Origin of the sequence: Amycolatopsis sp. lyj-23, from assembly GCF_046549135.1 — a bacterium.
Taxonomy (GTDB): Bacteria; Actinomycetota; Actinomycetes; order Mycobacteriales; family Pseudonocardiaceae; genus Amycolatopsis.
On the sequence record NZ_JAJPWN010000019.1, the window covers coordinates 211,751 to 236,923 of the forward strand.

At 72.1% G+C, this 25,173-nt stretch carries 21 protein-coding genes; 14 read left to right on the top strand and 7 right to left on the bottom strand.

The window, feature by feature from the left end; all coding sequences use genetic code 11:
• Positions 1–103: 103 nt before the first annotated feature.
• A complete protein-coding gene (locus tag ACLJPY_RS39250) occupies positions 104–1,732 on the bottom strand; it encodes a S8 family serine peptidase (RefSeq protein ID WP_410596027.1) in 1,629 nt (542 codons plus the stop codon).
• 20 nt (positions 1,733–1,752) lie between these two features.
• A complete protein-coding gene (gene eccD / locus ACLJPY_RS39255) occupies positions 1,753–3,117 on the bottom strand; it encodes a type VII secretion integral membrane protein EccD (RefSeq protein WP_410596028.1) in 1,365 nt (454 codons plus the stop codon).
• Positions 3,118–3,422: 305 nt separating this feature from the next.
• On the opposite strand from eccD, the gene eccCa reads away from it, so the two are divergent.
• From eccCa to ACLJPY_RS39280, 5 genes are all read left to right on the top strand, one after another.
• A complete protein-coding gene (gene eccCa / locus ACLJPY_RS39260; RefSeq protein WP_410596029.1) occupies positions 3,423–7,436 on the top strand; it encodes a type VII secretion protein EccCa in 4,014 nt (1,337 codons plus the stop codon).
• A 103-nt stretch (positions 7,437–7,539) separates the two neighbouring features.
• Positions 7,540–9,546 carry a type VII secretion-associated protein gene (locus tag ACLJPY_RS39265; protein WP_410596030.1) on the top strand — a complete coding sequence of 669 codons (2,007 nt, stop codon included), beginning with the start codon at positions 7,540–7,542 and terminating at the stop codon, positions 9,544–9,546.
• A gap of 14 nt (positions 9,547–9,560) precedes the next feature.
• On the top strand, positions 9,561–9,908 hold the full coding sequence (locus ACLJPY_RS39270) for a hypothetical protein (protein ID WP_410596031.1): 348 nt from the start codon (positions 9,561–9,563) through the stop codon (positions 9,906–9,908).
• Positions 9,909–10,159: 251 nt separating this feature from the next.
• On the top strand, positions 10,160–10,486 hold the full coding sequence (locus ACLJPY_RS39275) for a WXG100 family type VII secretion target (RefSeq protein WP_013222638.1): 327 nt from the start codon (positions 10,160–10,162) through the stop codon (positions 10,484–10,486).
• 56 nt (positions 10,487–10,542) lie between these two features.
• Complete coding sequence (locus ACLJPY_RS39280; protein ID WP_410596032.1) at positions 10,543–10,836, top strand: WXG100 family type VII secretion target; 294 nt, start codon at positions 10,543–10,545, stop codon at positions 10,834–10,836.
• A gap of 130 nt (positions 10,837–10,966) precedes the next feature.
• Here ACLJPY_RS39280 and ACLJPY_RS39285 read toward each other — a convergent pair whose 3' ends face one another.
• The gene (locus tag ACLJPY_RS39285; RefSeq protein WP_410596033.1) at positions 10,967–11,713 is read right to left on the bottom strand and encodes a DUF4333 domain-containing protein; all 747 of its coding nucleotides are present in this window, start codon (positions 11,711–11,713) and stop codon (positions 10,967–10,969) included.
• A gap of 29 nt (positions 11,714–11,742) precedes the next feature.
• Complete coding sequence (locus ACLJPY_RS39290; protein ID WP_410596034.1) at positions 11,743–12,636, bottom strand: hypothetical protein; 894 nt, start codon at positions 12,634–12,636, stop codon at positions 11,743–11,745.
• Positions 12,637–12,897: 261 nt separating this feature from the next.
• Between ACLJPY_RS39290 and rplM the strand changes: the two genes are divergently transcribed.
• The 3 genes from rplM (at position 12,898) to glmM (ending at position 15,504) form a co-directional block, all read left to right on the top strand.
• Positions 12,898–13,350: a 50S ribosomal protein L13 gene (gene rplM, locus ACLJPY_RS39295; RefSeq protein WP_004560141.1), complete on the top strand. Its 453-nt coding sequence runs from the start codon at positions 12,898–12,900 to the stop codon at positions 13,348–13,350.
• A 14-nt stretch (positions 13,351–13,364) separates the two neighbouring features.
• On the top strand, positions 13,365–13,886 hold the full coding sequence (rpsI, locus tag ACLJPY_RS39300; RefSeq protein WP_364284751.1) for a 30S ribosomal protein S9: 522 nt from the start codon (positions 13,365–13,367) through the stop codon (positions 13,884–13,886).
• Positions 13,887–14,169: 283 nt separating this feature from the next.
• The gene (glmM, locus tag ACLJPY_RS39305) at positions 14,170–15,504 is read left to right on the top strand and encodes a phosphoglucosamine mutase (protein ID WP_410596035.1); all 1,335 of its coding nucleotides are present in this window, start codon (positions 14,170–14,172) and stop codon (positions 15,502–15,504) included.
• A 19-nt stretch (positions 15,505–15,523) separates the two neighbouring features.
• On the opposite strand, the gene ACLJPY_RS39310 is transcribed toward glmM, so the two are convergent.
• The gene (locus tag ACLJPY_RS39310; protein ID WP_410596036.1) at positions 15,524–16,462 is read right to left on the bottom strand and encodes a cytochrome P450; all 939 of its coding nucleotides are present in this window, start codon (positions 16,460–16,462) and stop codon (positions 15,524–15,526) included.
• Between the two features lie 14 nt (positions 16,463–16,476).
• On the opposite strand from ACLJPY_RS39310, the gene ACLJPY_RS39315 reads away from it, so the two are divergent.
• From ACLJPY_RS39315 to ACLJPY_RS39335, 5 genes are all read left to right on the top strand, one after another.
• The gene (locus tag ACLJPY_RS39315) at positions 16,477–18,126 is read left to right on the top strand and encodes a fatty acyl-AMP ligase (RefSeq protein WP_410596037.1); all 1,650 of its coding nucleotides are present in this window, start codon (positions 16,477–16,479) and stop codon (positions 18,124–18,126) included.
• Positions 18,127–18,152: 26 nt separating this feature from the next.
• Complete coding sequence (locus tag ACLJPY_RS39320) at positions 18,153–18,431, top strand: acyl carrier protein (protein WP_410596038.1); 279 nt, start codon at positions 18,153–18,155, stop codon at positions 18,429–18,431.
• A 91-nt stretch (positions 18,432–18,522) separates the two neighbouring features.
• Positions 18,523–18,879, top strand: coding sequence for a hypothetical protein (locus ACLJPY_RS39325; RefSeq protein ID WP_410596039.1), 357 nt, complete (start codon positions 18,523–18,525; stop codon positions 18,877–18,879).
• On the top strand, positions 18,879–21,290 hold the full coding sequence (locus tag ACLJPY_RS39330; protein WP_410596040.1) for a hypothetical protein: 2,412 nt from the start codon (positions 18,879–18,881) through the stop codon (positions 21,288–21,290). The genes ACLJPY_RS39325 and ACLJPY_RS39330 overlap by 1 nt, the downstream gene beginning before the upstream one ends.
• A 14-nt stretch (positions 21,291–21,304) precedes the next feature.
• Positions 21,305–21,826: a hypothetical protein gene (locus ACLJPY_RS39335; protein ID WP_410596041.1), complete on the top strand. Its 522-nt coding sequence runs from the start codon at positions 21,305–21,307 to the stop codon at positions 21,824–21,826.
• A 10-nt stretch (positions 21,827–21,836) separates the two neighbouring features.
• On the opposite strand, the gene ACLJPY_RS39340 is transcribed toward ACLJPY_RS39335, so the two are convergent.
• Together ACLJPY_RS39340 and ACLJPY_RS39345 are read right to left on the bottom strand one after the other, a co-directional pair.
• A complete protein-coding gene (locus ACLJPY_RS39340) occupies positions 21,837–22,661 on the bottom strand; it encodes a dienelactone hydrolase family protein (protein ID WP_410596042.1) in 825 nt (274 codons plus the stop codon).
• A gap of 10 nt (positions 22,662–22,671) precedes the next feature.
• Positions 22,672–23,001, bottom strand: coding sequence for a hypothetical protein (locus ACLJPY_RS39345; protein ID WP_410596043.1), 330 nt, complete (start codon positions 22,999–23,001; stop codon positions 22,672–22,674).
• Between the two features lie 304 nt (positions 23,002–23,305).
• Here ACLJPY_RS39345 and glmS point away from each other — a divergent pair, with 304 nt between their 5' ends.
• Positions 23,306–25,168: a glutamine--fructose-6-phosphate transaminase (isomerizing) gene (gene glmS / locus ACLJPY_RS39350; protein ID WP_410596044.1), complete on the top strand. Its 1,863-nt coding sequence runs from the start codon at positions 23,306–23,308 to the stop codon at positions 25,166–25,168.
• Positions 25,169–25,173: the final 5 nt, after the last annotated feature.

A 25,173-nucleotide genomic window follows, 5' to 3' on the forward strand; every position in this document is an offset into this window, starting at 1 on the left:
GCAGCACGCCGATGCCCGCTCGATCACGAGAGATGCCCCTCCCGTCACGCGTGCTGCCCGCTCGAGCACGCGTGATGCCCGTTTCCGCACGGGCCGGCGGCGGTCAGCGGCGGGTGGGGCCGGTCTCGGCCGGGCGGTTGCGGCGGATCGTGCGCATCACGAACAGCGTGATCAGCAGGGCCACCAGGCCGCCGCCCGTGCCGGCCAGTGCCACGACCATCGGGGTCGTGTTGTGGTCGTTGGCCGGCGGGAGCTGGGCTGCCTGCGGGGGCGGGATCGGGGCCTGGTTGCCCACCTCGGACGGGAGGCTCTGGGTCAGCGCGGCCACCGGGTCGATGACGCCGTAGCCGACGAAGTTGTCGCGACCGCCCGGGGCCGCCGGGTGCTGGGCCGTCTCCTTGATGCGGTTGACGATGCCCTTCGCGTCCAGCTTCGGGAACTTCGCCTTGACCAGGGCCGCGAGGCCCGCCACGTACGGCGCCGCGAAGCTCGTCCCCTGGATCGGGCTGGCCTTGTCGCCGTTCTCGAACGTCAGGTTCGCCAGGCTGTCGGAGCCTTCGGCGGGGTCCAGCGAGATGATCTGCGTCCCCGGCGCCGCGACGCCGACCCACGGGCCGTGGACGCTGAAGGACGCGACGCTGCCGAACTCGTCGATGGCGCCGACGGACAGCACGTCGTCGGCGAACCACGGCGGCGTCACGATCGTCTTCGGCTTCCGGGCGTCCGGCTGGTCGTTCTGCGGGCAGGTGTCCGTCGCGTTGCCCGCGGCGGCGACGATCACGATGCCCGCCTGCGCCGCGAAGTGCACGGCCGCCTGGACCTGCTGTTCGCCTTCGGTGATCGAGCCCGTGGCCGGACGGCAGTTGTCGACCGACATGTTGATGATGTCGGCTTCCTTCCGCTCGGCGATGCCGTGGATGATCTCGGCCAGCGTCTTCAGCGTGCCCGCCGTGCCGGCCTTTTCCAGCTGCCGCCCGCCGTTCGACTGCCCGGGCGACGTCCGGTCGCCTTCGCCGGAGCCGCCACCGCCGCCTTCGGTGCTCGGCGGCGCCGAGGACTCGGACCCGGCGGGCGGGTTGGTGCTCGACGACGGCGTCCCGCTCGACGTGCCGGTGGGCGGGGTCGGGGTCGACGTGTCGGGCTCGTAGTTCTCGCTCAGCTGGCGGTAGGAGACGATCGTGGCGTCCGGGGCGACGCCGACGAACCCGACCTCCGGGTTGTCCGGCTTGCCCGCGATGATGCCGGCGACCTCGGTGCCGTGGCCGTCGCAGTCCTCGAGGCCGTCGGGCTTGCCGCCGTTCGGCTTCGCGACGTAGTCGCCGCCGGACTTGACCCGGTTCTGGAACCACGGGTGCGGGGTCACGCCGGTGTCGACGACGGCGACCCGGACGTTGCCGCCGGCGCTCCCGGTGGCCGCCTTGACGATCTCCTGCGCCTTCGAGATCTGCAGGTAGTCCTGGCCCCACGGCCGGTTCTTCAGCACGATGTTCTGGCCGAGCGTGCTGCGCTGGACGCAGCCCTTCGACTGCTTGTACCTCTTGTCCGGCTGCCGGGAGTCCGGGATCAGCTTGCTCGTGTCCACCGGCGGCGGGGTCGCGAAGTAGCCGTCGGCCGGGGCGGTCTGGGCCTGCCCCGGTACCGCGACGGCGACCGAGGCCAGGACGCCGATCGTGCCGGCGAACAGGGCCGTCGTGGCGCGCCGGGCCGGGCCGAAGGGGCGTCCTGCTGACATCCGAGATTCACCCGATCCGGTCACTTGAAGTTCAGGTGCCGCAGGGTGGTGTAGAGGTCCATCACACCCAGGGCGAGCGGGAGCACGGAGGCGATGCAGATCGCCTCGATGATCTCCACCGTGCGCCGCAGCGGCGGCGAGAACCGCTGGTTCGGGAAGATCACGCCGACCACGAGCGCGCCCGCGGCGAGCAGGATCAGCGCGCCGAAGATGTAGAGCAGGCGGTTCTGGGCGCTCGCCGTGACCAGCCAGCCGACGGCGATGCCGGTCGCCGAGACCAGGCCGGTGGTGAGCAGGGCGATCGCCTGGCTGCCGTTGGCGTACGCGCGGGCGCGCAGGAGCAGGACGAGCGTCGCGACCACGCCCAGGATGATCCCGAACGCGCCGGGCGCGGTGGCGGCGATGATCGCGGACACCGCGACCGTGGCCCCGCAGCCGACCATCAGGCCGGTCATGTAGTTGTGCGCGACGGCCGTGCGGCGCTCGATCGCCCGGTAGTCCGGGAACCCGGAGTCTTCCTTGAGCTCTTCGGCGTTGCTCGGGACGTGCGGCAGCGGCAGCTTCGCGAGCCAGATCGTGGCGCGGGGCAGGATCGAGATGCAGGCGAGGGCGACCGCGACCGTGCCCGCCGCGATGCCGGGCGCGGGGTGCGCGACGAGCGTGCCGAAGAGGAAGGCCAGCGCGCCGAAGGTGCCGGCGGTGGCGGCGGCGATGAACGTCGTGATGCCGGCGCCGATGACCATGATGCAGACGGACGCGACGATGATCACCAGCACCGCGCCGAGGAGCAGGTTCGCCCGCAGGGACAGCCCGGGCACGATGTAGAACCCGCTGACGAACGCCAGTGGCAGGCCACCGGCCGCGGCGATCAGGACGCCGGTGGCTTCGGCCTGGTAGGCCTTCGCGAGCGTGGCGCCGACGGCGACGCAGGCGATGGCCGCGATGCCGCCGGCGATGGCGGCACCGAGCGCGCTGCCGCCGTAGAACGAGCCGCTCATGAACAGCGCGACGGCGGCGGCGAACAGCGCCAGGCCGCCGGCGACGTGCCCGAAGCGGTTCGCCGTCTCCTTGGTCCACGGGCGGAAGCTGTCGGGGGAGGACTCGGCGATGGCGTCGACGACGTCGTCGTACAGCGGCGGCGGCGGGTTTTCGTTGCGCTTGCGCAGCTGGAGCAGTTCACCGTCGACGACGCCGAGCGAGGCCAGGGTGCGGCTCGGGTCGAGGGGAGCGTCCCCGAGCTTCGCGAGCGCCCAGCCGCCGTGGCGGGCGCCGCCGTCGGGGGAGGTCTCCTTGGCCATGTCCAGCAGCATCGGCAGCAGATCGGCCACCGCGACGTCGGCGGGCAGCGCGACGTCGATCCGGGTGGACGGCGCGACGACCGTCACCCTGCTGAAAACTGTCGTGCCCGTAGCCACTGCACTGCCCCCGCTCGGTCGATGCTGCTCCCGCAGGAACTTATACCGGACCCCGTCGCGGCCATCACCGAACGTCCGAAATTCACCGGCATTCCAGCTCGGCGCGACGAACGCGGCATTGCTGCCGGTGCCGGCCCGTACACTCGGACGACGAGGGCAAACGCGCGTTCACGAGGGGTTTCCGAGCATCCGGCGAAATTCCCGCGGGGCGTTCGATAGGTTGTCCGCACACCTTGCGGTGGCCGCCATCGTCGAGTTTGAAGAGGGGTCCTTCGATGAGCACGCTGCAGTTCAAGAAGTCGCCGCGGCTGGCGGCACCGCGGCCGCCGGGCGGTGAGGTGCACCTGGAGCCGCCACCCGAGGTGCCCCGCGTCATCCCCGGCAACATCGTCATGAAGGCGCTTCCGGTCGTCATGATCGTCGCCTCGCTCGGGATGATGGTCTTCATGTTCCAGGCCAGCAACCGGAACCCGATGATGATGGCCATGGGCGGCATGATGGTCGTCGGGACGCTCGGGATGATGGCCGGCGGTGGCGGCAAGGGCGGCGGCGCCAAGCGCGCCGAGATGGACGAAGACCGCAAGGACTACCTGCGTTACCTGGGCCAGATGCGCGACCGCGCCCGCGAAGCCATGGTCGACCAGCGCGCCGCCCTGGAGTGGGTCCACCCCGACCCGCAGTCCCTCTGGTCGCTGGCCGCCAGCCGCCGGATGTGGGAACGCCGCCAGAACGACCAGGACTTCCTGCACCTGCGCGTCGGGCGCAGCTCGCACCGCCTCGCGACGCGGCTGGTCCCGCCGCAGACCGGGCCGGTCGACGAGCTGGAGCCGATCGCCACCCTCGCGCTGCGCCGGTTCGTGCGCGCGCACTCGATCGTGCCGGACCTGCCGACCCAGATCACCCTCCGCGGGTTCGCCGCGGTCAGCATGCAGGGCGACCGCGCGCTGACCCGCGGCCTCACCCGCGCGATGCTCGCGCAGCTGGTCACCTTCCACAGCCCCGACGACGTGCTGGTCGCGGTCGCCACCGCGGGCCGCGCGAAGGAGGAGTGGGAATGGGCGAAGTGGCTGCCGCACGCCCAGCACCCGACGCTGTCGGACGGCATCGGCCAGCTCCGCATGATGGCCGGTTCGCTGGCGCAGATCGAAGACTGGCTCGACGAAGAACTCCGTGACCGCCAGCGCTTCTCCCGCAACGCCACGCCCGCGCCGGACCAGCCGCACGTCGTCATCATCATCGACGACGCCGAGGTCACCCGCGAGGAGCAGATCGTCCTCGAGGAGGGCCTGGTCGGCGTCACGCTGATCGACCTGTCCGACTCGCTCGGCAACCTCGCCGCCCGCCGCGGCCTCCGCCTGGTCGTGGAGCCGGACAGGCTGGGCGCCCGCAGCGCCGGCGGCGTCGAGTGGTTCGGCAAGCCGGACACCCTCAGCCTGGTCGAAACCGAGTCGCTGGCCCGGCTCATCTCGCCGTACCGCGTCGGCGGGGCCGCCGGTCAGGACGTCGGCGACGAAGAGCCGCTGCTGTCCAACCCGTCGCTGCTGGAGCTGCTCGGCATCCCGGGCGACCCGATGACCTTCGACGTCCAGCAGGCGTGGCGGCCGCGGCCGATCCGGGACCGCTACCGCGTCCCGTTCGGGGTCGGTGAGTACGGCCAGCCGGTGGAGCTGGACATCAAGGAAGCCGCCGCGGAAGGCATGGGCCCGCACGGCCTGTGCATCGGCGCGACCGGTTCGGGCAAGTCGGAGTTCCTCCGCACGCTGGTGCTGGGCATGCTCGCCACGCATTCGTCGAGCACGCTGAACTTCGTCCTCGTCGACTTCAAGGGTGGCGCGACCTTCCTCGGTCTCGACAAGGCCCCGCACGTCTCCGCGGTCATCACCAACCTCGCGGACGAGGTCACGCTGGTCGACCGGATGAAGGACGCGCTGGCCGGCGAGATGAACCGGCGTCAGGAAGCGCTGAAGAACGGCGGCAACTTCAAGAACGTCTGGGAATACGAGAAGGCGCGCGAAAACGGCGCGGACCTCGACCCCCTGCCCGCGCTCTTCATCGTCTGCGACGAGTTTTCCGAGCTGCTGAGCGCGAAGCCGGACTTCATCGACCTGTTCGTCGCGATCGGCCGGCTGGGCCGGTCGCTGCAGATGCACATGCTGCTGGCCTCGCAGCGCCTCGAAGAAGGCAAGCTGCGCGGCCTGGACTCGCACCTGTCGTACCGGATCGGCCTGAAGACGTTCTCGGCGGCGGAATCCCGCGCCGCGATCGGGGTGCCGGACGCGTTCGAGCTGCCGTCGGTCCCCGGCGGCGGGTACCTCAAGTACGACACCTCGACGCTGGTGCGGTTCAAGGCGTCCTACGTCTCGGGCCCGTACCGGCCGGCCGGCCTCAAGGCGGCAGGCCCGGCGGCGACCGTGGTCCGCGCGGACAAGCGGCCGCAGCTGTTCGTCCCGGACTTCGTCGAACTGCCGAAGGAGCCGGAGCCGCAGATCGTCGAGGCGGCGCCGAAGGAAGAGCAGCGGCAGTCCGAAGAGGCGGTCGAACCCAGCGAGCTGGACGTCATCGTCTCGCGGCTGGTGGGCCAGGGCCCGCCGGCGCACGAGGTGTGGCTGCCGCCGCTGAAGGACCCGAACTCCCTCGACACGCTGCTGCCCAACCTGAACCCGACCGACGACCGCGGCCTGTCCCCGGTCGGCTACTTCGGCAACGGGCGGCTGCAGGTGCCGCTGGGCATCATCGACCGGCCGTACGAGCAGCGCCGCGACCCGCTCTGGGCGGACTTCTCCGGTGCGGCGGGCCACGGCGTGATCGTCGGCGGCCCGCAGACGGGCAAGTCGACCATGCTGCGGACGCTGATCATGTCGATGGCGCTGACGCACACGCCGGAAGAGGCGCAGTTCTACTGCCTGGACCTCGGTGGCGGCACCTTGGCGGGTCTGGCCGACCTGCCGCACGTGGGTGGCGTCGCGGTGGCCCGGCGCGAGCCGGACAAGGCGCGGCGGATCGTGGCCGAGCTGACCACCCTGCTCACCGAGCGGGAAGGCCGGTTCGGGGCGATGGGCATCGACTCGATGACCGAGTTCCGCAACCGCAAGCGCCGCGGCGAGATCCGCCCCGAGCAGGACCCGTTCGGCGACGCGTTCCTGGTCGTGGACAACTGGCGGGCCCTGCGGGACGACTTCGAAGAGCTCGAGACCACGATCACCCGGCTGGCCACGCAGGGTCTGTCCTACGGCGTGCACGTCATCATCGCCGCCAACCGGTGGGCCGACATCCGCCCGGCGATCAAGGACATGCTCGGCACCCGGTTCGAGCTGCGCCTGGGTGACCCGACCGAGTCCGACATCGACCGGCGCATCGCGGTCAACATCCCGGCCGGGCGGCCGGGCCGCGGCCTGACCCGGGACAAGCTGCACATGCTGGGCGGCCTGCCGCGGATCGACGGCTCCAGCGACCCGGAGACGATCGCGGCCGGCGTGGCCGACGCGGTCGCGAAGATCAAGGGCGCCTGGCGCGGCCGGGTCGCGCCGCAGGTGCGCCTGCTGCCGGAGCTGATCACCTACGAGGAGGTGCTCAAGCTCGACTCCGCCCGGGACTCCAAGCTCATCCCGATCGGCGTCAACGAAGAGGACCTGCAGCCGATCTACCTCGACTTCAACGCCGAGCCGCACTTCTACGCCTTCGCCGACGGCGAATCGGGCAAGACCAACCTGCTGCGGCAGATCGCCCGGGGCATCTCCGAGCGCTACACCGCCAAGGAAGGCCTGATCCTGCTGGTCGACTACCGGCGCACGATGCTCGGGTTCATCCAGGGCGACTCGCTGCTCGGGTACGCGGTGTCGGCGGCGCAGCTGGAAAGCATGATCGGGGACGTCTTCAACTCGATGACGCGGCGCCTGCCGGGCCCCGACGTCACGCAGGAGCAGCTGAAGACGCGGTCCTGGTGGAAGGGGCCGGAGCTGTTCATCCTCGTCGACGACTACGACCTGGTCGCCACGTCGAGCAACAACCCGCTGCGGAAGATTTCCGACTTCCTGCCCCAGGCCAAGGACGTCGGCCTGCACCTGGTGGTCGTGCGGCGCACCGGTGGCGCGTCGAAGGCGATGTACGACCCGATCATCGGCAAGCTCAAGGAGATCGCGGCGCCGGGCATGGTGATGAACGGTTCCCGCGACGAGGGCGCGCTGGTCGGCAACATCAAGCCGGCCGCGATGCCGCCGGGCCGGGGCAACATGCTCACCCGCAAGTACGGCAAGCAGCTCATCCAGGTGTCGTGGATCCAGCCGGACTGAGCACGACGGCGGGGCGCCGCGCACCGGGCGGTAGGTTCCTCCCGGTGGACGCGCCCCGCAGGCGGGGCGCGGGGGAGCGCGACGAAATGTGCGGGAGCTGCTGGTGACGGTCCGGGTTGCGGTGGACTTCGGGACGTCGAGCACCTGCGTCGTCGCCTCGGTGAACGGGCGCGAGCCGCAGGTCGTGGTGATCGACGGCCAGCCGCTGATGTCCTCGGCGGTGTACGCGGCGGCCGACGGCACGCTGTTCGTCGGCCAGGAGGCCGAGCGGCAGGCGGCCGTCGACCCGTCGCGGTACGAGCCGAACCCGAAGCGGCGGATCGACGAGGGTGAGCTGCTGCTCGGCGAGAACGTCCTGCGCGTCACCGACGTCGTGCACGCCGTGCTGGGCCGCGCGGTGGCCGAAGCCCGCCGGCTGGCCGGGGACGCCGAGGTGGACCTGCTGGTGCTGACCCACCCCGCCGACTGGGGCGCGATCCGCACGCGGCTGCTGCGGCAGGCCGCGGGCGGTCTGGCGCGCGAGGTCGCGCTGGTGCCCGAGCCGGTCGCGGCGGCGGTCTACCACGCGGCGACGTTCGCGCCCCAGGACGTGACGAACGACCGCACCGTCGAGTTCAGCGGCCGCCCCGGCGACGCGCTCGCGGTGCTGGACCTCGGCGGCGGCACGGTCGACGTCAGCGTGGTGCGGCGGCTGCCGCCGGAGACCGCGCGGGACCGGGCCGGCCGTCCGCAGCGCGGCGGGTTCCAGGTGCTGGCCACCCGGGGCGACCCGGGGTTCGGCGGTGCGGACATCGACCAGGCGCTGCTCGAGCACATCGGTTCCCTGGTGTCCGCGGCCGATCCGGCCGCCTGGCGCGAGCTCGTCGAAGGCCGCGAGCTGGCCGACCGGCGGCGGCGCCGGGTGCTGCGCCAGGACGTGCGGGGCGCGAAGGAGACGCTGTCGCGGCACGCCTACACCGACGTGCCGATGCCACCGCCGTTCGCCGACGCGCACGTGACCCGCGAGGACCTCGAACGGCTGATCGCGGCGCCGCTGGGCCGGGCCGTCGAACTGACGGTCGCCGCGATCGGCGACGCCGGCCTGCGCCCGAAGCAGCTGACGGCGATCTTCCTGGTCGGCGGGTCGAGCCGGATCCCGATGATCTCGCGGCTGGTGCACGAACGCACCGGCGTCGTGCCGACGAGCCTCGACCAGCCCGAGACGGTCGTCGCGCGCGGCGCGCTGCGCGCGGTGCTGGTGGACCCGGACCGCACCGGCGCGCTGCCCGGTGAAGCGATGGCCCGGCTGGCGGCCGCCCCGGGCGGCGCCAACGGCCCGGCGGCGCAGCGCACGGAGGTCGTCCGCCCCGGCGACGTCGCCCCGCGCCCGGCGCCGCCGCGCACCCCGCCCGCGCCGGGCGGGTTCGGGAACCGGCCGGTGCCCCCGCCGTCACCGCCGTCCGGCCAGCCGGTGGCCCGGCCCTGGACACCGCCCGCCGGGCAGCCCGTCCGGCCTAGCCCGCCGAACCAGCCGAACCCGGGCTCCGGTGGCCGGCCCGCACCTGAGCCGGCCGGGAAGAACCGCCGCAAGCTGTGGGGCGTGCTCGCGGTGGCGGTGGTCGTCGTGGCCGCGCTCGTCGTCGCCGGCGTCTTCGTGTTCCGCAGTTCCGGCAACCAGGTCGAGAGCGGCCGGACCCTCTCGCAGTACGACTTCAGGTTCGTCGCCCCGGACGACTGGGTGCAGACCGACGACCGGGTCGCCGACAAGCAGGTCGTGATCCACCCGCAGGAGTCCCGCGACGGCAACGACCTCGTGGTCGCGCAGGAGTACGTGATGGACTACGACGCGACCGCCGACCCGCAGAAGCTGATCGACCAGCTGAGGCACAGCGCGGACCAGGAGCCCGAGCGCTACAGCGCGTTCAACCCCAGCCTGTCCTACGCCGGCAAGACGGTGCTCGGCTACCACGAGAGCAAGCCGGACCGGCCCGACCTCCAGGTCGACTGGTACGTCGTCGCGAAGGGCCGGATCCGGGTCCACATCGGCTGCCAGTACGCCACCCCGCCGCTGCGCGACCGGGTCGGTACCGCGTGCGCGCAGGCCGTGCGCACCGTCGAAATCCTCAACTGAGAGGCGGGCACGCGGTGCCGTCCGGAGAGTTCGAAAGCGCCGCGGCGTCGTTCCGGCGGCTCGGCCAGGACGCGGTGACGCATTCCCGGCGCGTGGCCGGGAACGCGCTCGCGCGCAGCCGCCGACGGCACAGCGAGAACGCCGAACTGCTGAAGCAGAGCGGGCGCGGCGCGAAGTCCGGCGATCCGACGCCGGGCACGCTGCGCGCGGCCGCCGAACGATTCCGCCGCGCCCGCGGGCTCGCGCTTCCCGCAGTTCACGATCCGGTTCCTTCGCGTTCGCAATCTTCCGCGCCATCCACTCGACCGGGTGATGACGACGAAGACTTTTCCCAGATGCGAATCATGCAACGCGACCGCTGAATCCGGGCCGGCGCTCGCTGTGCGCGTGCTAATTCCGCTGGTGGGGAAGGTGTTTCCGCGTGCGGCGTCGCCGGTTCGGGGTGTTCCGCGGATACCGGCGGCGATCGGTTCCCGGCGCGGGCGTTAACGCAAGCAACTACTTCCGGAAGAACCACGACAAGGGGGAACCGGACATGGCAGTGTCTGCGTCGTAGGGCCGTACGAACAAGCTTGGTACGGACAACCACCACTCTTCTGAAGGGGGTACCGGTATGAGCGCCGGACAGGGATTCCAAGGGACAGTTGCCCAGTTCACCGACGCCGAGGGCAAGGTCACCGAGGTTCGGGCCCAGATGGACCAGAACCTCTCGACCCTGCGCGACCGCATCGAGGCCACCCGCGCCGGCTGGCAGGGCGAGGCGCAGAAGGCGTTCGACCACGTGATGATGCGCTTCGACGAGGACGCCCGCGGCATGAACCAGGCGCTGCAGCGCATCGGTGAGCTGCTCCGCGAGGCCGGCTCCAAGTACGAGCGTTCCGAGCAGCAGCAGCAGGAGATCCTCGGCGCCGTGAACCGCGGCTTCGACGCCCTCGGCTGAGCACCTCCCGAAGCATTTCCTCCCACCCATCATCTTTCAGCTCAAAGGAGTAAGCCATGCCTGATGGCGCCGGCATTGTCGTCAATTACGCCACCATCCGCGCGGCCGCGGACGACTGCACGCAGACCGGGGGTGAGCTGCAGTCCGCGTTCGACCGCCTGAAGGACGACCTGCGCCCGCTGACCACCACCTGGACCGGTTCCGCCAAGGAGCAGTACGACGCCGCGCAGCGCACCTGGGACCAGAAGTTCGAGGACCTGAAGCAGGTTCTGGCGCAGATCGCCGCCGCCCTGCCGCAGATCGCCGACGGCTACCAGTCCACGGACAACGCCGTCGAAGGCCTGTTCTGAGCCGGTAACCGCGGAAACCACGGCGGGCTCGCACTTCGGTGCGGGGCCCGCCGTTTTCGTTTGCGCAGCACCGAACCGCTCGCGGAAACCGCTTCCGAACCGCCGGTGAACGCGCGGGGTACCGGGAATCTCAGTGCGGGGCGCCGACCTCGTACTCGGGGCGGTCGTTGAGCACCCGCACGGTCACCTTCTTCTGCTGGCCGCCGATGGTCACCGTGCAGTCGAACGTCGTGCCGTTCTGCGCAGCCTCGTTCGCCGGGCACTGCGCGTTCTTCACGTCCGGCTCGCCGTAGTTCTCGTTCAGGACCTTGACCACACCGTCCTGAAGGGACTGTTGCTCGAGCACGTCCCCGCGGAACGCCCCCAGCAGCCACGCCGCGCCGCCGCCGAGCGCGAGCACGAGGACCGCGGCGGCGGCGATCAGCAGCGGCTTCTTCGACTTCGGCCGCTTCGCCGGCTCAGCCGGGAACGCACCGAGGCCGCCGTACTGCCCCGGCCGGAACCCGCCGCCGTACTGCTGCGGCTGCCCGTGCCCCGGCGTGGGAACCGGCGTCGGCTGGGACGGCGGCTGCCACGGACCGCTCGGCCCGCCCGGCTGCCACGGCCCGGAGAACGAGCCCGACGGCTGTCCCGGGTTCCACGCGCCGGTGTAGGAGCCGGTGCCGGGGTCGGCGTGCTGCTGCCACTGCCCGGCGTGCGGGCCGGTCGCCTGCTGCTCGGGCTGCCACGCGCCGGGCTGCGGTGCGCCGGGCTGGGGTCCGCCGGGCTGCGGTGCGACGCCGGGAGCAGGCGGCTGCCACCACTGCGGCTGCCGCGGGTCGGCAGGCTGGGACGGTTGCGGAGTCGGCGGTGTCGGCGGTGTCGGCGGTGTGGTCATCGGAGCTCACCTCGGGTCGTGGTCACGCCTCAGCTCCCCTGCGCTTCGCCGAGCCGCCGGTAGAACTCGTCCATCGCCGCCCGGTCCGGCAGCACCGTGATCTGGCTCGCGTCCGGCAGCTTCGGCATGTCCTGCGGGCTGGCCTTGCCGGTGAACCGGAACTCGTACTTGAGCTCGACCTGGTGGCCGTCTCCGGCGAACTTCGCCTCCATCGCGAAGGACACGAGGCTGCCGTCCGGGTTCAGCGTGATCGTGGCCGGGACCGCGGCCTTCTTCAGCTCCGGCCCGACCTGGCTCGTGATGCTCGGCGGCAGGATCTCGACCTTGTTCTCGACGAAGACCCCGAAGGGCACGTTCACCGCCAGCGCCGTCTTGCCGTCGCCGAGGCTCTTCGCGCCGCGGACGGCCCGCTTGTCGGCCTTGTAGGCGTCGAGCGTGGAGTCCGCCATCCGACACGGCGTGAGCACCCCGCCCCAGGCGCACGGCACGACCAGCCCGCCCTCCGGCTTCGGCATCGACACCCACGCCGTCGGCGAGACGCCCTTCTGCACGTACATCGGCCCGAGGTAGGTGTACTCGACCGTGCCGTCCGCCGGTGTGTACGTGTCGATGATCTCGTCCGGGTTCTTCTGCGAGCGGTGCCGCACCGCCCGGCTCTCCGGGCTGCCGGTGCGCGCCGACGTCACCGTGCTGTGCACCCACTTGTCGTCGAACTTGAAGTACGCGTCGAGCGAGTTGGTGACGTCGCGCGAGTCGGTGATCGCGTCGGACAGCTTGCCGATGACCTGCTCGAACTTGGCGCCGACGTAGTCCGCGGCGTCGTCGCCCTTCGGCAGCGCGGTGCCCGCCTTCGCCGTGCCGCAGGCGCTGACCAGGGCCAGCAGGGCGCCCAGGACGAAGATCGCCGTCGGTCGTTTCCTCATGCCGTCCCCTGCTCGACTGGTGCCGTCCGGATGGCCCCATCCTCGCGTGTCGCGGTGACGCGTGCAGGCGGTTCGGCGGGGAAATCCGGTAGGGTCCCGGCTGCGCCCGGGCCGCTCGGAGCCTAATATGGGCGCTTCCACCACCCCCCATGCGCGGGTGCGGTGACCGTGGGGGTATCTTCATATGTCGTTGTGCGCTGCGGCGCGTAAGCGCTAGGCCCGCACAGAACCCACACGCAATGTTGACGACGAGGTAGACCCTTGCCCACGTACAGCCCCAAGCCCGGCGACGTCACTCGTGCCTGGCACGTGATCGACGCCGAGGATGTCGTGCTCGGACGGCTGGCGACCGAGGTCGCCACGCTGCTGCGCGGCAAGCACAAGCCGACCTACGCCCCGCACGTGGACACCGGTGACTTCGTCATCATCGTCAACGCCGAGAAGGTCGCGCTCACCGGTAACAAGCGCGAGCAGAAGTTCGCCTACCGGCACAGCGGTTACCCGGGCGGCCTGCGGAAGCGCTCGTTCGGCGAGCTGCTGGACACCAAGCCCGAGCACCTTGTCGAGAAGGTCGTCAAGGGCATGCTGCCGAAGAACAAGCTCGGCCGCGCCCAGGCGAAGAAGCTGAAGGTGTACGCCGGCCCGCAGCACCCGCACGCCGCGCAGCAGCCGCAGGCGCGCGAGATCACCAAGATCGCGCAGGTCGCGCAGTGAGTGAGGAACAGTCTGTGACCAGCACCGAGACCGAGACCCCCGAGGTCGTCGAGGCCACCGAGGCGACCGAGACCGGCGCCGTCGCGACCAGTGAGACCCCGGTCGCCACCAGCGAGTCCGCTGCCGCGCCGCGTCCGTCGCGTGCCGCCGGCGGCAACGCCCAGACCGTCGGCCGCCGCAAGGAAGCCGTCGTCCGCGTGCGGGTCGTCCCGGGTACCGGTCAGTTCAAGCTCAACGGCCGCACCCTCGAGGAGTACTTCCCGAACAAGGTGCACCAGCAGCTCATCAAGGACCCGCTGGTCCTGGTCGAGAAGCCGGACTCGTTCGACATCTTCGCCAACCTGCACGGTGGCGGCGTCTCGGGTCAGGCGGGCGCGCTGCGCCTGGCGATCGCCCGTGCGCTCATCGAGGTCGACGCCGACGACCGCCCGGCCCTCAAGAAGGCCGGCTTCCTGACCCGTGACGCCCGCGCCACGGAGCGGAAGAAGTACGGCCTCAAGAAGGCCCGCAAGGCCCCGCAGTACAGCAAGCGCTGATCGCGCCCCTGGCGCAACCCACCGGAGCGCCCATCCGTCCATCGGATGGGCGCTCCGGCGTTTTTACCGGGGTACCCATCCGGCCAAAGCAGGCTGCCCCAGGCGGCAGGTGACCGTTGCTCCGAAATCGTCCGGCCGTGGCTGTGGTCGGATGGGTAGCCATCAGCACTGTGTCGTTTCCGCCGGTCGGAGCGACACTCAGGGGTGGGGGAAGGCGGCCCGGAAGGGTCGCTAGGTTGTCGTGGTGGTCACGCGGTCGTGACCGCACAGAGGAGGTCGATCGATGGCACGCCTGTTCGGTACCGACGGGGTACGTGGCCTGGCCAACGCCGAGCTGACGCCGGAGCTGGCACTGGCGCTGGCGGCCAGCGCCGCCCGCGTGCTGGCCGCGCACGACCGCTCGCACCGGCCGGTCGCCGTCGTCGGCCGTGACCCGCGCGCCAGCGGCGAGATGCTCGAAGCCGCGGTCGTCGCCGGCCTCACCTCCGCGGGGGCCGACGTCCTGCGCGTCGGCGTGCTGCCGACGCCCGCCGTCGCCTACCTGGTCGGCGCGCTCGAGGCCGACCTCGGCGTGATGATCTCCGCGTCGCACAACCCGATGCCCGACAACGGCATCAAGCTCTTCGCCGCGGGCGGGCACAAGCTCCCCGACGGCATCGAAGACGAGATCGAGGCCGGCCTCGCGGACGGCAAGATCCGCCCGACCGGCGCCGGGGTGGGCCGCGTCACCGATGTCGAGGACGCCCTCGACCGCTACGCCACCCACCTGGTCGACGCGACGCCGCACCCGCTCGCCGGGCTGAAGGTCGTCGTCGACTGCGCGAACGGGGCCTCGTCGGCCGCCGCGCCCGAGATCTACCGCCGGGCGGGCGCCGAGGTCGTCGCGCTGTTCGCCGAGCCGGACGGCATCAACATCAACCAGCACTGCGGCTCCAACCACCCGGAGAAGCTGCGCGAAGCGGTCGTCGCCCACGGCGCCGACCTCGGCATCGCGCACGACGGCGACGCCGACCGCTGCGTGGCCGTCGACTCCGCCGGCGAGCTGGTGGACGGCGACCAGATCATGGCCGTCCTGGCGCTCGCGCTGGCCGAGGCCGGCGAGCTGACCAAGGACACGCTGGTGGCGACCGTGATGAGCAACCTCGGCCTGCACCTGGCGATGAAGGCGCACGGCATCTCGGTCGTCACGGCCGCGGTGGGCGACCGGTACGTCCTGGAGGAGCTGCGCGCCGGCGGGTTCGCCCTCGGCGGCGAGCAGTCCGGCCACGTCGTGCTCCCGGCCCACGCGACCACCGGCGACGGCCTGCTGACGGCGTTGCGCCTGATGAGCCGCATGGCCGAGACCGGCAAGTCGCTGGCCGACCTGGCGGCGGTGATGAACCGGCTGCCGCAGGTGCTGGTCAACGTCCCGGTCGCCGACAAGGCCGCCGTCGCCGGCTCCGCCGAGGTCCGCGACGCCGTCGGCGAGGTCGAGGCCGAGCTGGGCGAGGAGGGCCGCGTGCTGCTGCGCCCGTCGGGCACCGAGCAGCTGGTCCGGGTGATGGTCGAGGCGACGGCGCAGTCGACGGCCCAGGCGGCGGCCGACCGCTTGGCCGGCGTGGTCTCGTCCGTCTCCTGAGTCTTCGGCGAGGCGCGGGCTAACCCGCCTGGCCGCGCACGACCACGCGCGCCGAGGCCAGGCCGTGGAACACCGGGTGGGTCTTCCACCCGACTCCGGTGACGGCGTGGTCCGGCGTGAGGACCCGAGCGAGGGCGCGCAGGGCGATCTCGCCCTCCGCGACCGCCACCCGCGACCCCGGGCAGGCGTGCCGGCCGAGGCCGAACGCCAGGCCGTCGCCCAGCGGGACGGCCACCTTCTCGCCCTCGGCCAGTGTCCGGCCCGCGACCTCGCAGGCGGCCGCCGCCCGCCGGGCCGCGAACCGGGTCGGGGCGATCTCCTGCACCAAGCCGCGCACCGCGGCCGCGCCGAGGTCTTCCCGCGGGGTCGTCACCAGGCCCAGCCCGGCCAGCGCGAGGAAGTTCATCGAGTTCTCGTAGGCCGCGTGCGCGAGCATCACCGGCGTCACCATCAGCTCGTCTTCGCTGATCCGCCCCTCCGCGTGGGCGCGGCGCAGCAGCGCCAGCCCGCCGCTGCCGGTGTCGGAGGCCTTCAGGAAGAACATCGCCACGCGCAGCGCCGCGACGTCGCCGGCGGGCGACGCCTCGCCCGACCAGACGTTCAGGTTGGCCGTGGTCTCCGACAGCGCCGTGAGGAACCGGTCGTCGAACGGCCCGGCGCCCAGCACCGCGGCGGCGACCAGCGCGGCCACCGGCCGGCCGAAGTCGGCGACCAGGTCGAACTCGGCCCGGTCCGCCAGCCCGCGCACGACCTCCTCGATGGCGGCCCCGACCTCGGCGGGCAGCGGCTCGACGAGCCCGATGACCTCCTTGACGACCTCCCGCAGCCGCCGGTGCTCCTCGCCGTCCATGAACAGCAGGTTCGCGGGGACCGACGTGTCCGGGCTCGAGCTCAGCCGCGGGTCGCGGAGCACGGCGGCCCGGTCGGCGCGCGCGTCCAGTACGAGGAAGTCGTCCACCTCCGTATGATGCCGTGGTGCCGGACGAGGTTCCCGAAGACGTGCTGGCGACCCCGCTGACGCTCCGGCTGGCCGGCCGCGCCGCCGACCCGCGCCCGGCCTACACCCACCTCGACTGCTCCGGCGGGGCCGAACTCGCCGAGCGCACGCTGACCTGGGCCGAGCTGCTGGCGCGGGTCCGCGCCGTCGCCGCGGCGCTGCGCGAACGGGTGGCGCCCGGCGAGCGGGTCGCGATCATCGCGCGGCAGGACCTCTCGTACGTCGTCGCGTTCTTCGGCGCGCTCTACGCCGGTGCCGTGGCCGTCCCGCTGTCGGCGCCGGACCTGCGGGCGCAGCGCGAGCGGCTCACCGGCGCGCTGAACGACTGCGACGCCGCCGTCTGGCTGACGTCGGAGCCGCTGCTGGAAAAGGTGCGCGAGCTGGACGGCGTGCCCCGCCCGCGTGCCGTCGTCGCGGTGGATGCCCTGCCCGAAGCCGGGGAGTTCCCGCCGGCCGCGGTCCGCCCCGAGGACCCGGCCTACCTGCAGTACACCTCCGGCACCACCCGGTCCCCGGCCGGGGTGGTGATCAGCCACCGCGCGCTGGCCGCCGCCTGCTGGCAGGTGTGCGCCGCCTATGCCGTCGATTCCGCGGTCACCTGCGTCGGCTGGATCCCGTTCTTCCACGACATGGGGCTGATCCAGCTGGTCTGCGGGCCGGTGCACAGCGGCGGCCGCTCGGTGTTCCTGGCGCCGCTGGAGTTCGTCCGCCGCCCGGCCCGCTGGCTGACGATGATGTCGGCGTACCCGAAGACCCTCACCGCGGCCCCGAACTTCGCCTACGACCTGCTGGTCGAAGCGGTGCCCGAGGCCCGCCGCCGCGAGTTCGACCTCTCCGGCGTGCACGTCGCCCTGAACGGCAGCGAACCCGTGCGCGCGAAGACCGTCGAAGCGTTCCTCGCCGCGTACGAGCCCCACGGGTTCCCCCGCGGGGCGTACCGGCCGTCGTACGGCTTGGCCGAAGGGACCGTGTTCGTCGCCGGCGGCGACGCGCACGGACCGGTCACGACGCAGGTGTCCGGCCGCGAGCTGGTCTCCGCGGGACGGCCGTGCGGTCAGCGGCTGCGCGTCGTCGACCCCGGGCGCGGCGTCGCCGTGCCGGACGGCGAGACCGGCGAAATCTGGGTGCACGGGCCCAACGTCGCCGACGGCTACTGGCGGCGGTCCGAGCTGACCGCCGAGGTGTTCGGCGGACGGCTCGACGGCGAGGACGGCTGGCTGCGCACCGGCGACCTGGGGTTGTGGGACGGCGAGCGGCTCTACGTCACCGGGCGGATCCGCGACCTGGTCATCGTGGACGGCCGCAACCACACCCCGCAGGACATCGAGGAGACCGTCGCCGCCGCCCACCCCGCGCTGGGACCGGACCGGATCGCCGCGTTCGGCGTGGACGACCCGGCGGGGGAGAAGCTGGTGGTCGTCGCCGAACGCGCCCGCGGCGCCGCGGGCGCCGGGCCGGCCGAGGACGACGTGGCGCGGGCGGCGAGGCGGGCCGTCGCCACCGGTCACGACCTCCGCCTGCACGAGTTCCTGCTGGTCAAGCCGGGTGCGTTGCCGCGGACCTCCAGCGGGAAGGTGTCCCGGTCGGCGGCCCGGGCCCGCTTTTGGGCCAAACGGCCCCGCTGAGTGCGGGCATGAGTCACAATCGGGGCATGCCCGCCGCGGAGTACATCGACCGGATCACCGCCCTCGTGTGCCGGGTGTTCGACGTCGACCCCGCGACGATCGGCCCGGACACCCCGTTCGCCGAGATGGGCGTCGACTCGCGGCAGCGGGTCCGGCTGCTCGTGGAGGTCGAGGTCGAATTCGGGCTCGAGATCGACCTCGACGAGCTGGACCGGCTGGTCGACGTCCGCAACGCCGCCGAGGTGCTCGCGGACACCGTCGAGGGTGACCGGCCCGTGGTGCGGCTGGGGCAGCGGACCGGGTGAAAGGCCCGGGCGGCCCGGATGGCCGCTCGGTACATTTTGTGTGCATGTGCGACGGCACCGCAGGCCGCCGGCGTGCGTCGTACCCGGGACAGTGCGGGGCGAAGGTTCCACCTACGAGGAGGGGGCGCTGGTCATGCCGGACGGCGGCTACCAGGCGAGTTCAGACGCGATGCTCACGGCGCAGACCGCGCTCGAACGCGCCGCGGAGAAGACCACCAGCCAGGCCGGCAAGGTGGCGCCGACCCCGTTGGCCCAGCAGTCCTTCGGCCGCGTCCACGGCCAGTACTTCGCCGACTACAAGGCCGGGATCGACAGCATCGGCGCCGCGATGAAGGGGTACGCGGGGCAGCTGACCCAGCTCGGCGGCGGTGTCGGCACGGCCGCGACGAAGTACACCTCGAACGAGGAGCAGCAGGCGGCGGCCGCCAAGAAGGCAGGGGCGAACTGATGGCCAAGCCCACCCAGGCCGAGATCCAGGCCATGCTCGACGACCCGTACGTCACCGCGGGCACCAAGAACGCCCTGCTCGGCTCGGTCGTGTTCGGGAACACCGAGCAGGCCTACGCCAAGGCCAAGGCCGAACACGACTCGAACGCGCAGGCCGACAAGACCCAGGGCGCCGCCACCGCGAAGGCGGAGAAGGACCTGCAGGCCCAGACGCCGCCCGCGGTCGGCGGGGTCGGTGTCACGAAGTCCGACGAGGTGCTCGACCTCGGCAACCCGGCGCTCGACTTCTTCTCCCAGTGGGCCGACCAGGTGTGGAACAAGATGCCGGACTGCCCGGGCCCCATCGACTACAAGAAGGACATCTGGGACAAGTTCCACGAGAACCGGGAAATCGACTTCCAGAAGTTCCTCGACGAGGTCGAGGACATGACGAAGTCGCACGGGGTCGTCGACCAGACCCGCACCGACGCCACGAACTCGCTGAACACGCTGTTCCACGACTGGAAGGGCGACGGTGCCAAGGCGGCCAAGGTCAAGTACGAGCAGCGCATCCAGCCCGACGCCCAGGAACTGCTGACGCAGATGGAGGGCGTCGGGAAGCTCGTGCCCGAGACGATGACGCACATCTACACCGCGCTGAAGACCAAGGTCGACGAGGTGCTGAAGCTGCGTTCGGACACGGTCGCCACCGCGCCCCTGTACATCGCCAAGCAGGTCATCGAGGTCGCGAACGGCAAGGTCGACTCGAAGGACAAGCTGAAGGACATCGCCGGCTGGCTGGACTCGGCGTGCCCGGGCAACAACCTCCAGCAGCGGCTGGAGGACGACGACAAGGGCCTCAACGACGAAAACAAGGAATACGCGATCGGCGCGGCGAAGCAGTGGCTCAAAGGCAGCTTCGCGGCCGATTTCGGGGGGCGTCACGACGCTTTCAACGCGCTGTGCAAGAACGCCACCGACACGATCAACCAGCACTTCCACACGCTGACGCGGTTCATGGCCGACTACACGAACCCGTTCCCCGACCCGGCGGCCGCGCCGAAACCCAGCGACGGCAACGGAACCGGGACCGGCACGGGTACCGGAACCGGCACCGGGACGGGCACGGGGACCGGGACGGGCACCGGGGGCGGCAGCGGCACCGGTGGGGGCGGCACCGGCGGCGGGACCGGTGGCGGCGGCACGACCACGCCGTCGGCTTCCGTGCCGCCGCCCGCCGAGCCGGAGCACAAGCCCGGTGACGGCACCAACCCCGTCACCGGCAAGCCGCTGGAGGTGAACCCGGACACCGGGCAGCCCTACCCGATCGACCCCAAGACCGGCGCGACGATCAAGGACGTCGACCACGACAGCGTCACGGTCCAGAAGGGCGACAACAAGATCTCGATGACCGAGCCCGACCAGGACGGCAAGATGGACGTCAAGGTCGACGACGGCAAGGGGCACCCGAAGGACTACAAGCTCGACTTCGACACCCCGAAGGACGGCGAGGCCAAGGAGGGCGCCGCCGGGGCCGACGGCAAGGACGGCAAGACCGGCGACTTCGGCCCGCAGGGTGCGAAGGACGGCAAGCCGGGTCCGGACGGCGCGTACCACCCGGGTCCCGACGGCAAGATCCACATCCAGGACGGCAACCTCAAGATCACCGCCGAGCAGCCGGAGGGCCCGGACGGGCCGACGGTCGTGACGGTCGACGACGGCAAGGGTGAGCCGACCAAATACACCCTCGACGACGAGAAGAGCGGCGACGCCAAGGCCGACGGCCACGACAAGGCCGACGGAACGGACCGGACCGACGGCCACGACAAGGGCGCCGGAGCGGACAAGCCGTCCGGCCCGGACGGCAAGCCCGAGAAGGTCACCACGATGCCGGCGACCGCCGACGGGCAGCCGGTTCCGGCGACCGCGGCCGCGACCGGCGGGTTCAGCGCGCCCGGTGGCGTGGACGCCGGCGCCGTGACCGCCGAAGCGACCGCGGGCGGCGACGGCGGCGGTACTGCGGCGGCCGGCGGTGGCGGCGCGGACACCGGTGGCGGCAGCGCCGCCGACGCGACCACGACGGCGGGGTTCGGCAACGCCATCACCGGCGAGGGCGCCGCACTCGAAGCGGGTGCCACCACCGGGGCCACCACGCCGGTGGCTTCGGCGGACGTCGGGCTCGGCGTCGCGCCCACGGGGATGGACCACGCGATGGCGTCGGCGGGCGGCGCCTCGGCGGGCGGCTCGATGCCCGGCATGGGCATGATGGGCGGCATGATGGGCGGGGCACCCGGCGGCGGCGGGGGCGACCAGCAGCGCGGCCCGAGCCAGTACCGCGTCGAAGGCGCGGTCTTCGAGACCCGCGGGTCCGGCGGGCGGATCAGCGGATCGCTGGACGACGACGGCGACCGTTCGATCAGCTACGAGCGATGAGGGGGTAGGCGCCGATGAGTGCTGCGGACAGGTTGGCGGCCGCGATGAACGCGCTGGCGATGGCCACCCGGGAACAGCAGGAACAGCGCGGGCTGCGCGAGCGGCACGTCGAAGAGGGCAAGGCCGCGGCCCTGGAGACGATGAAGCGCGACGCGGCCGTGCACGCGCGCTACATCGAGCGCATGCAGGAGCTGAACAAGCGGCAGCAGAAGTCCGGCGGCTGGCTGACCGAGAAGGCCCTCGCCGACCGCGACCACCGGATGTCGTTCGGCCCCGAAGACGACGAAACGGCCCCGGCGGACGAGTTCGCGAGCTACGCGCGGCCGGAGCCGCGGCACGAGGCGGCCCCGCCGGCGCCGCCGATCGCGCCGTCGGTGCCCGGGCTGCCCGAGCCGGCGCACGGCGCGGTCCCGGTGCCGGAGCCGCCGCCGTCGGCGGAACCCGCGCCGCCGTCGCCCCGCCGCACGGGCCGCCACGCCCGCGCCGAGTCCTTCGACGACGACGACTTCTCGAACAACTCCTGGCTGGTCGACTGACCCGTCCGCGTCAGCGGGCGGGCTCTTCCTCCCGCTCGATCGGGGCGCGCTTGACGTCCGCTTCGAGCAGGGGCCGGTACTTGTCGGTGCCGGTCAGGTGGGTCAGGAAGAACGCGGTGAAGAGCGCGCGGGTGAGCTGCTGGGTCTTGCGGTGCGGCTTGCCCTGCATGAACAGCTGCGACCAGTGCCTGCCCTCGGTGACGCCGAGGTGGGACGCCTTGCCGAGGAACCGCAGCTGGACGTCGTCACCGCCCCAGGCGCCGGCGATCGCTTCGGCGTGCGCGACCGCGGGAGCGACGAGGTCGTCTTCGGCGGCGAGGTGCAGGCCCGGGACGGTGATCGCCTCCGCCGACTCGGTGGCCGGCGGGAGCGTCTGGGCCGCGGTGATGGTGGCGACGGCCTTGATCCGCGGCTTCTCGCTCCGCGCGTCCTGACCGGCGGCGAGGACAGCGGACCCGCCGCCGCTCGAGTGCCCGGCGAGGCCGAGCTTGGCGGGGTCGACGCTGATGCCGTCCGGGCCGAGCCGCACGGTGGTCACGACGTCGAGCGTGGTCAGCAGGTCGGCGGCGAGCAGCCGGTGCGAGGGCAGCGGCCCGCGCTGGGTGGCCGGCGCGGCGGCGACGATGCCCCAGCTGGCCAGGTGGCGCAGCAGCTGCCCGTACCGATCGGGCGGCTGCAGCCAGCCGTGCCCGAAGGCGACGGCGGGCAACCCGAGCCCGGCGCGCGGCGTGAAGACCACGCCGGGCAGCCCGACCAGGGCGAGATCGCCCCGCAGGACCTCGTGCGGACCCGGGTGCGTCAACTCCGCGAGCAGCTGCTTGGGCTTGCTGGCCATGGCCGGAACCCTACTGTGCGAACCCGCCCCCGGCTCGCCCGCCGCCCCGGCGCGCCGCCAGAGCCGGTCCGCACACCGCAACGGTCGGCTTGCGTACCTGCACGATCGGTTCGCGTACCTGGGCGGTCGGCCTGCGTACCTGCATGGTCGGCTTGCGTGCCTGCATGGTCGGCCTGCGTGCCTGCATGGTCGGCCTGCGTACCTGGACGGTCGGCTTGCGCGCCTGCACGGTCGGTTCGCGTACCTGCATGGTCGGCTCGCGTACCTGTGCGGTCAGCTGGCGTGCCGGAACGGTCGGTTCGCGTACCTGGGTAGTCGGCTCGGCCGACTTGAGGCCCACTGCCTCGAAAGCGGCGCCCGCGGGGGGCGCCCCCCGTTTTCCACTCTACCGGCAGGCACCGACAGTTTCGGGTGCTCGAGCCGTCCGACCGTCCAGGTACGCAGCCCGACCCTCCGGGTACGCAAGCCGACTCCCTAGGTACGCAAGCCGACCCTCCGGGCACGCGGCCCGGCCCTCTGGGGCCGCGGGGCGAACCTTCGGGTGGGTTGCATTGGTTCGAACCACCGCGAGGTTGTTCGCGCAGGTCGGGGGTGGTTCGCGGACCCCGTCAACCCGCTGAATGTCCCTCGTTAGGCTGGTGTGCGTGTGTGGAATCGTGGGATATGTCGGGCACCGCCCGGCTCTGGACGTCGTCCTCGGCGGGCTCCGGCGCATGGAGTACCGCGGTTACGACTCGGCCGGGGTCGCGGTCCTCGACGGCGCCGGTGCGCTGACCGTCGAGCGCAAGGCGGGGCGGCTGGCCAACCTGGAAGCCCGGCTCGACGAGGTCGGCCGCGAGCACTTCGGCGGCACCGCCGGCATGGGGCACACCCGCTGGGCCACCCACGGCGCGCCGGTCGACCGCAACTCGCACCCGCACCGGGACGCCTCCCGGCGCGTCGCCGTCGTGCACAACGGCATCATCGAGAACTTCGCCGCCCTCCGCGCCGAGCTGGAAGCCGACGGCGTCGAGATGGCCAGCGACACCGACACCGAGACCGCCGCCCACCTGGTGGCCCGCGCGTACACCGAAGGCGACACCAAGGGCGACCTGACCGCGAGCGTCGCCGCCGTCTGCCGCCGTCTCGAAGGCGCGTTCACCCTCGTCGTGACGCACGCCGACCACCCGGACACGATCGTGGCCGCGCGCCGGTCGTCGCCGCTGGTCGTCGGGGTCGGCGAAGGCGAGCACTTCGTCGCCTCCGACGTCGCCGCCTTCATCGAGCACACCCGCGAGGCCGTCGAACTCGGGCAGGACCAGCTCGTCGTCATCACCCGCGAGGGCTACGAGGTCCTGGACTTCCACGGCGACGCCGCCCAGGCCAAGCCGTTCACCGTGGACTGGGACCTCTCCGCCGCCGAGAAGGGCGGCCACGAGTACTTCATGCTCAAGGAGATCGAGGAGCAGCCCGAAGCGCTGGCCAACACGCTGCGCGGGCACTTCGAGTCCGGCCGGATCATCCTCGACGAGCAGCGCATCTCCGACCAGGACCTGCGCGACGTCGACAAGGTCTTCGTCGTCGCCTGCGGCTCGGCCTACCACTCCGGGGTGGTCGCCAAGTACGCCATCGAGCACTGGACGCGGCTGCCGGTCGAGGTCGAGCTGGCGAGCGAGTTCCGCTACCGCGACCCGGTGCTGGACCGCGACACGCTCGTCGTCGCCGTCTCCCAGTCCGGCGAGACGGCGGACACGCTCGAAGCCGTCCGGCACGCCCGCGAGCAGAAGGCCCGCGTCCTGGCCGTCTGCAACACCAACGGCGCGCAGATCCCGCGCGAGTCCGACGCCGTGCTGTACACGCACGCCGGGCCCGAGATCGGCGTCGCGTCGACCAAGGCGTTCCTCGCCCAGATCGCGGCCAACTACCTGGTCGGACTGGCGCTGGCGCAGGCCCGCGGCACGAAGTACCCGGACGAGGTCGCCCGCGAGTTCGCCGAGCTGGAGGCCATGCCCGCGGCCGTCCAGAAGGTACTGTCCACTGTGGACCAGGTGCGCGACATCGGCCGCCGGATCGCGGACTCGAAAGCCGTGCTCTTCCTCGGCAGGCACGTCGGGTTCCCGGTCGCCCTCGAAGGCGCGCTGAAGCTCAAGGAACTCGCGTACATGCACGCCGAGGGCTTCGCGGCCGGCGAGCTGAAGCACGGGCCGATCGCGCTGATCGAAGAGGGCCTGCCGGTCGTCGTCGTGATGCCCTCGCCCAAGGGCCGCGCGGTGCTGCACTCGAAGCTCGTGTCGAACATCAGCGAGATCCAGGCCCGCGGCGCCCGCACGATCGTGATCGCCGAAGAGGGCGACGAGACGGTCCGGCCGTTCGCCGACGAGCTCATCGAGGTCCCCGCGGTGCCGACGCTGCTGCAGCCGCTGGTGTCCACCGTGCCGCTGCAGGTGCTGGCCGCGGAGATCGCCCGCGCCCGCGGGTACGACGTCGACAAGCCGCGTAACCTGGCGAAGTCCGTCACAGTCGAGTAATCGCG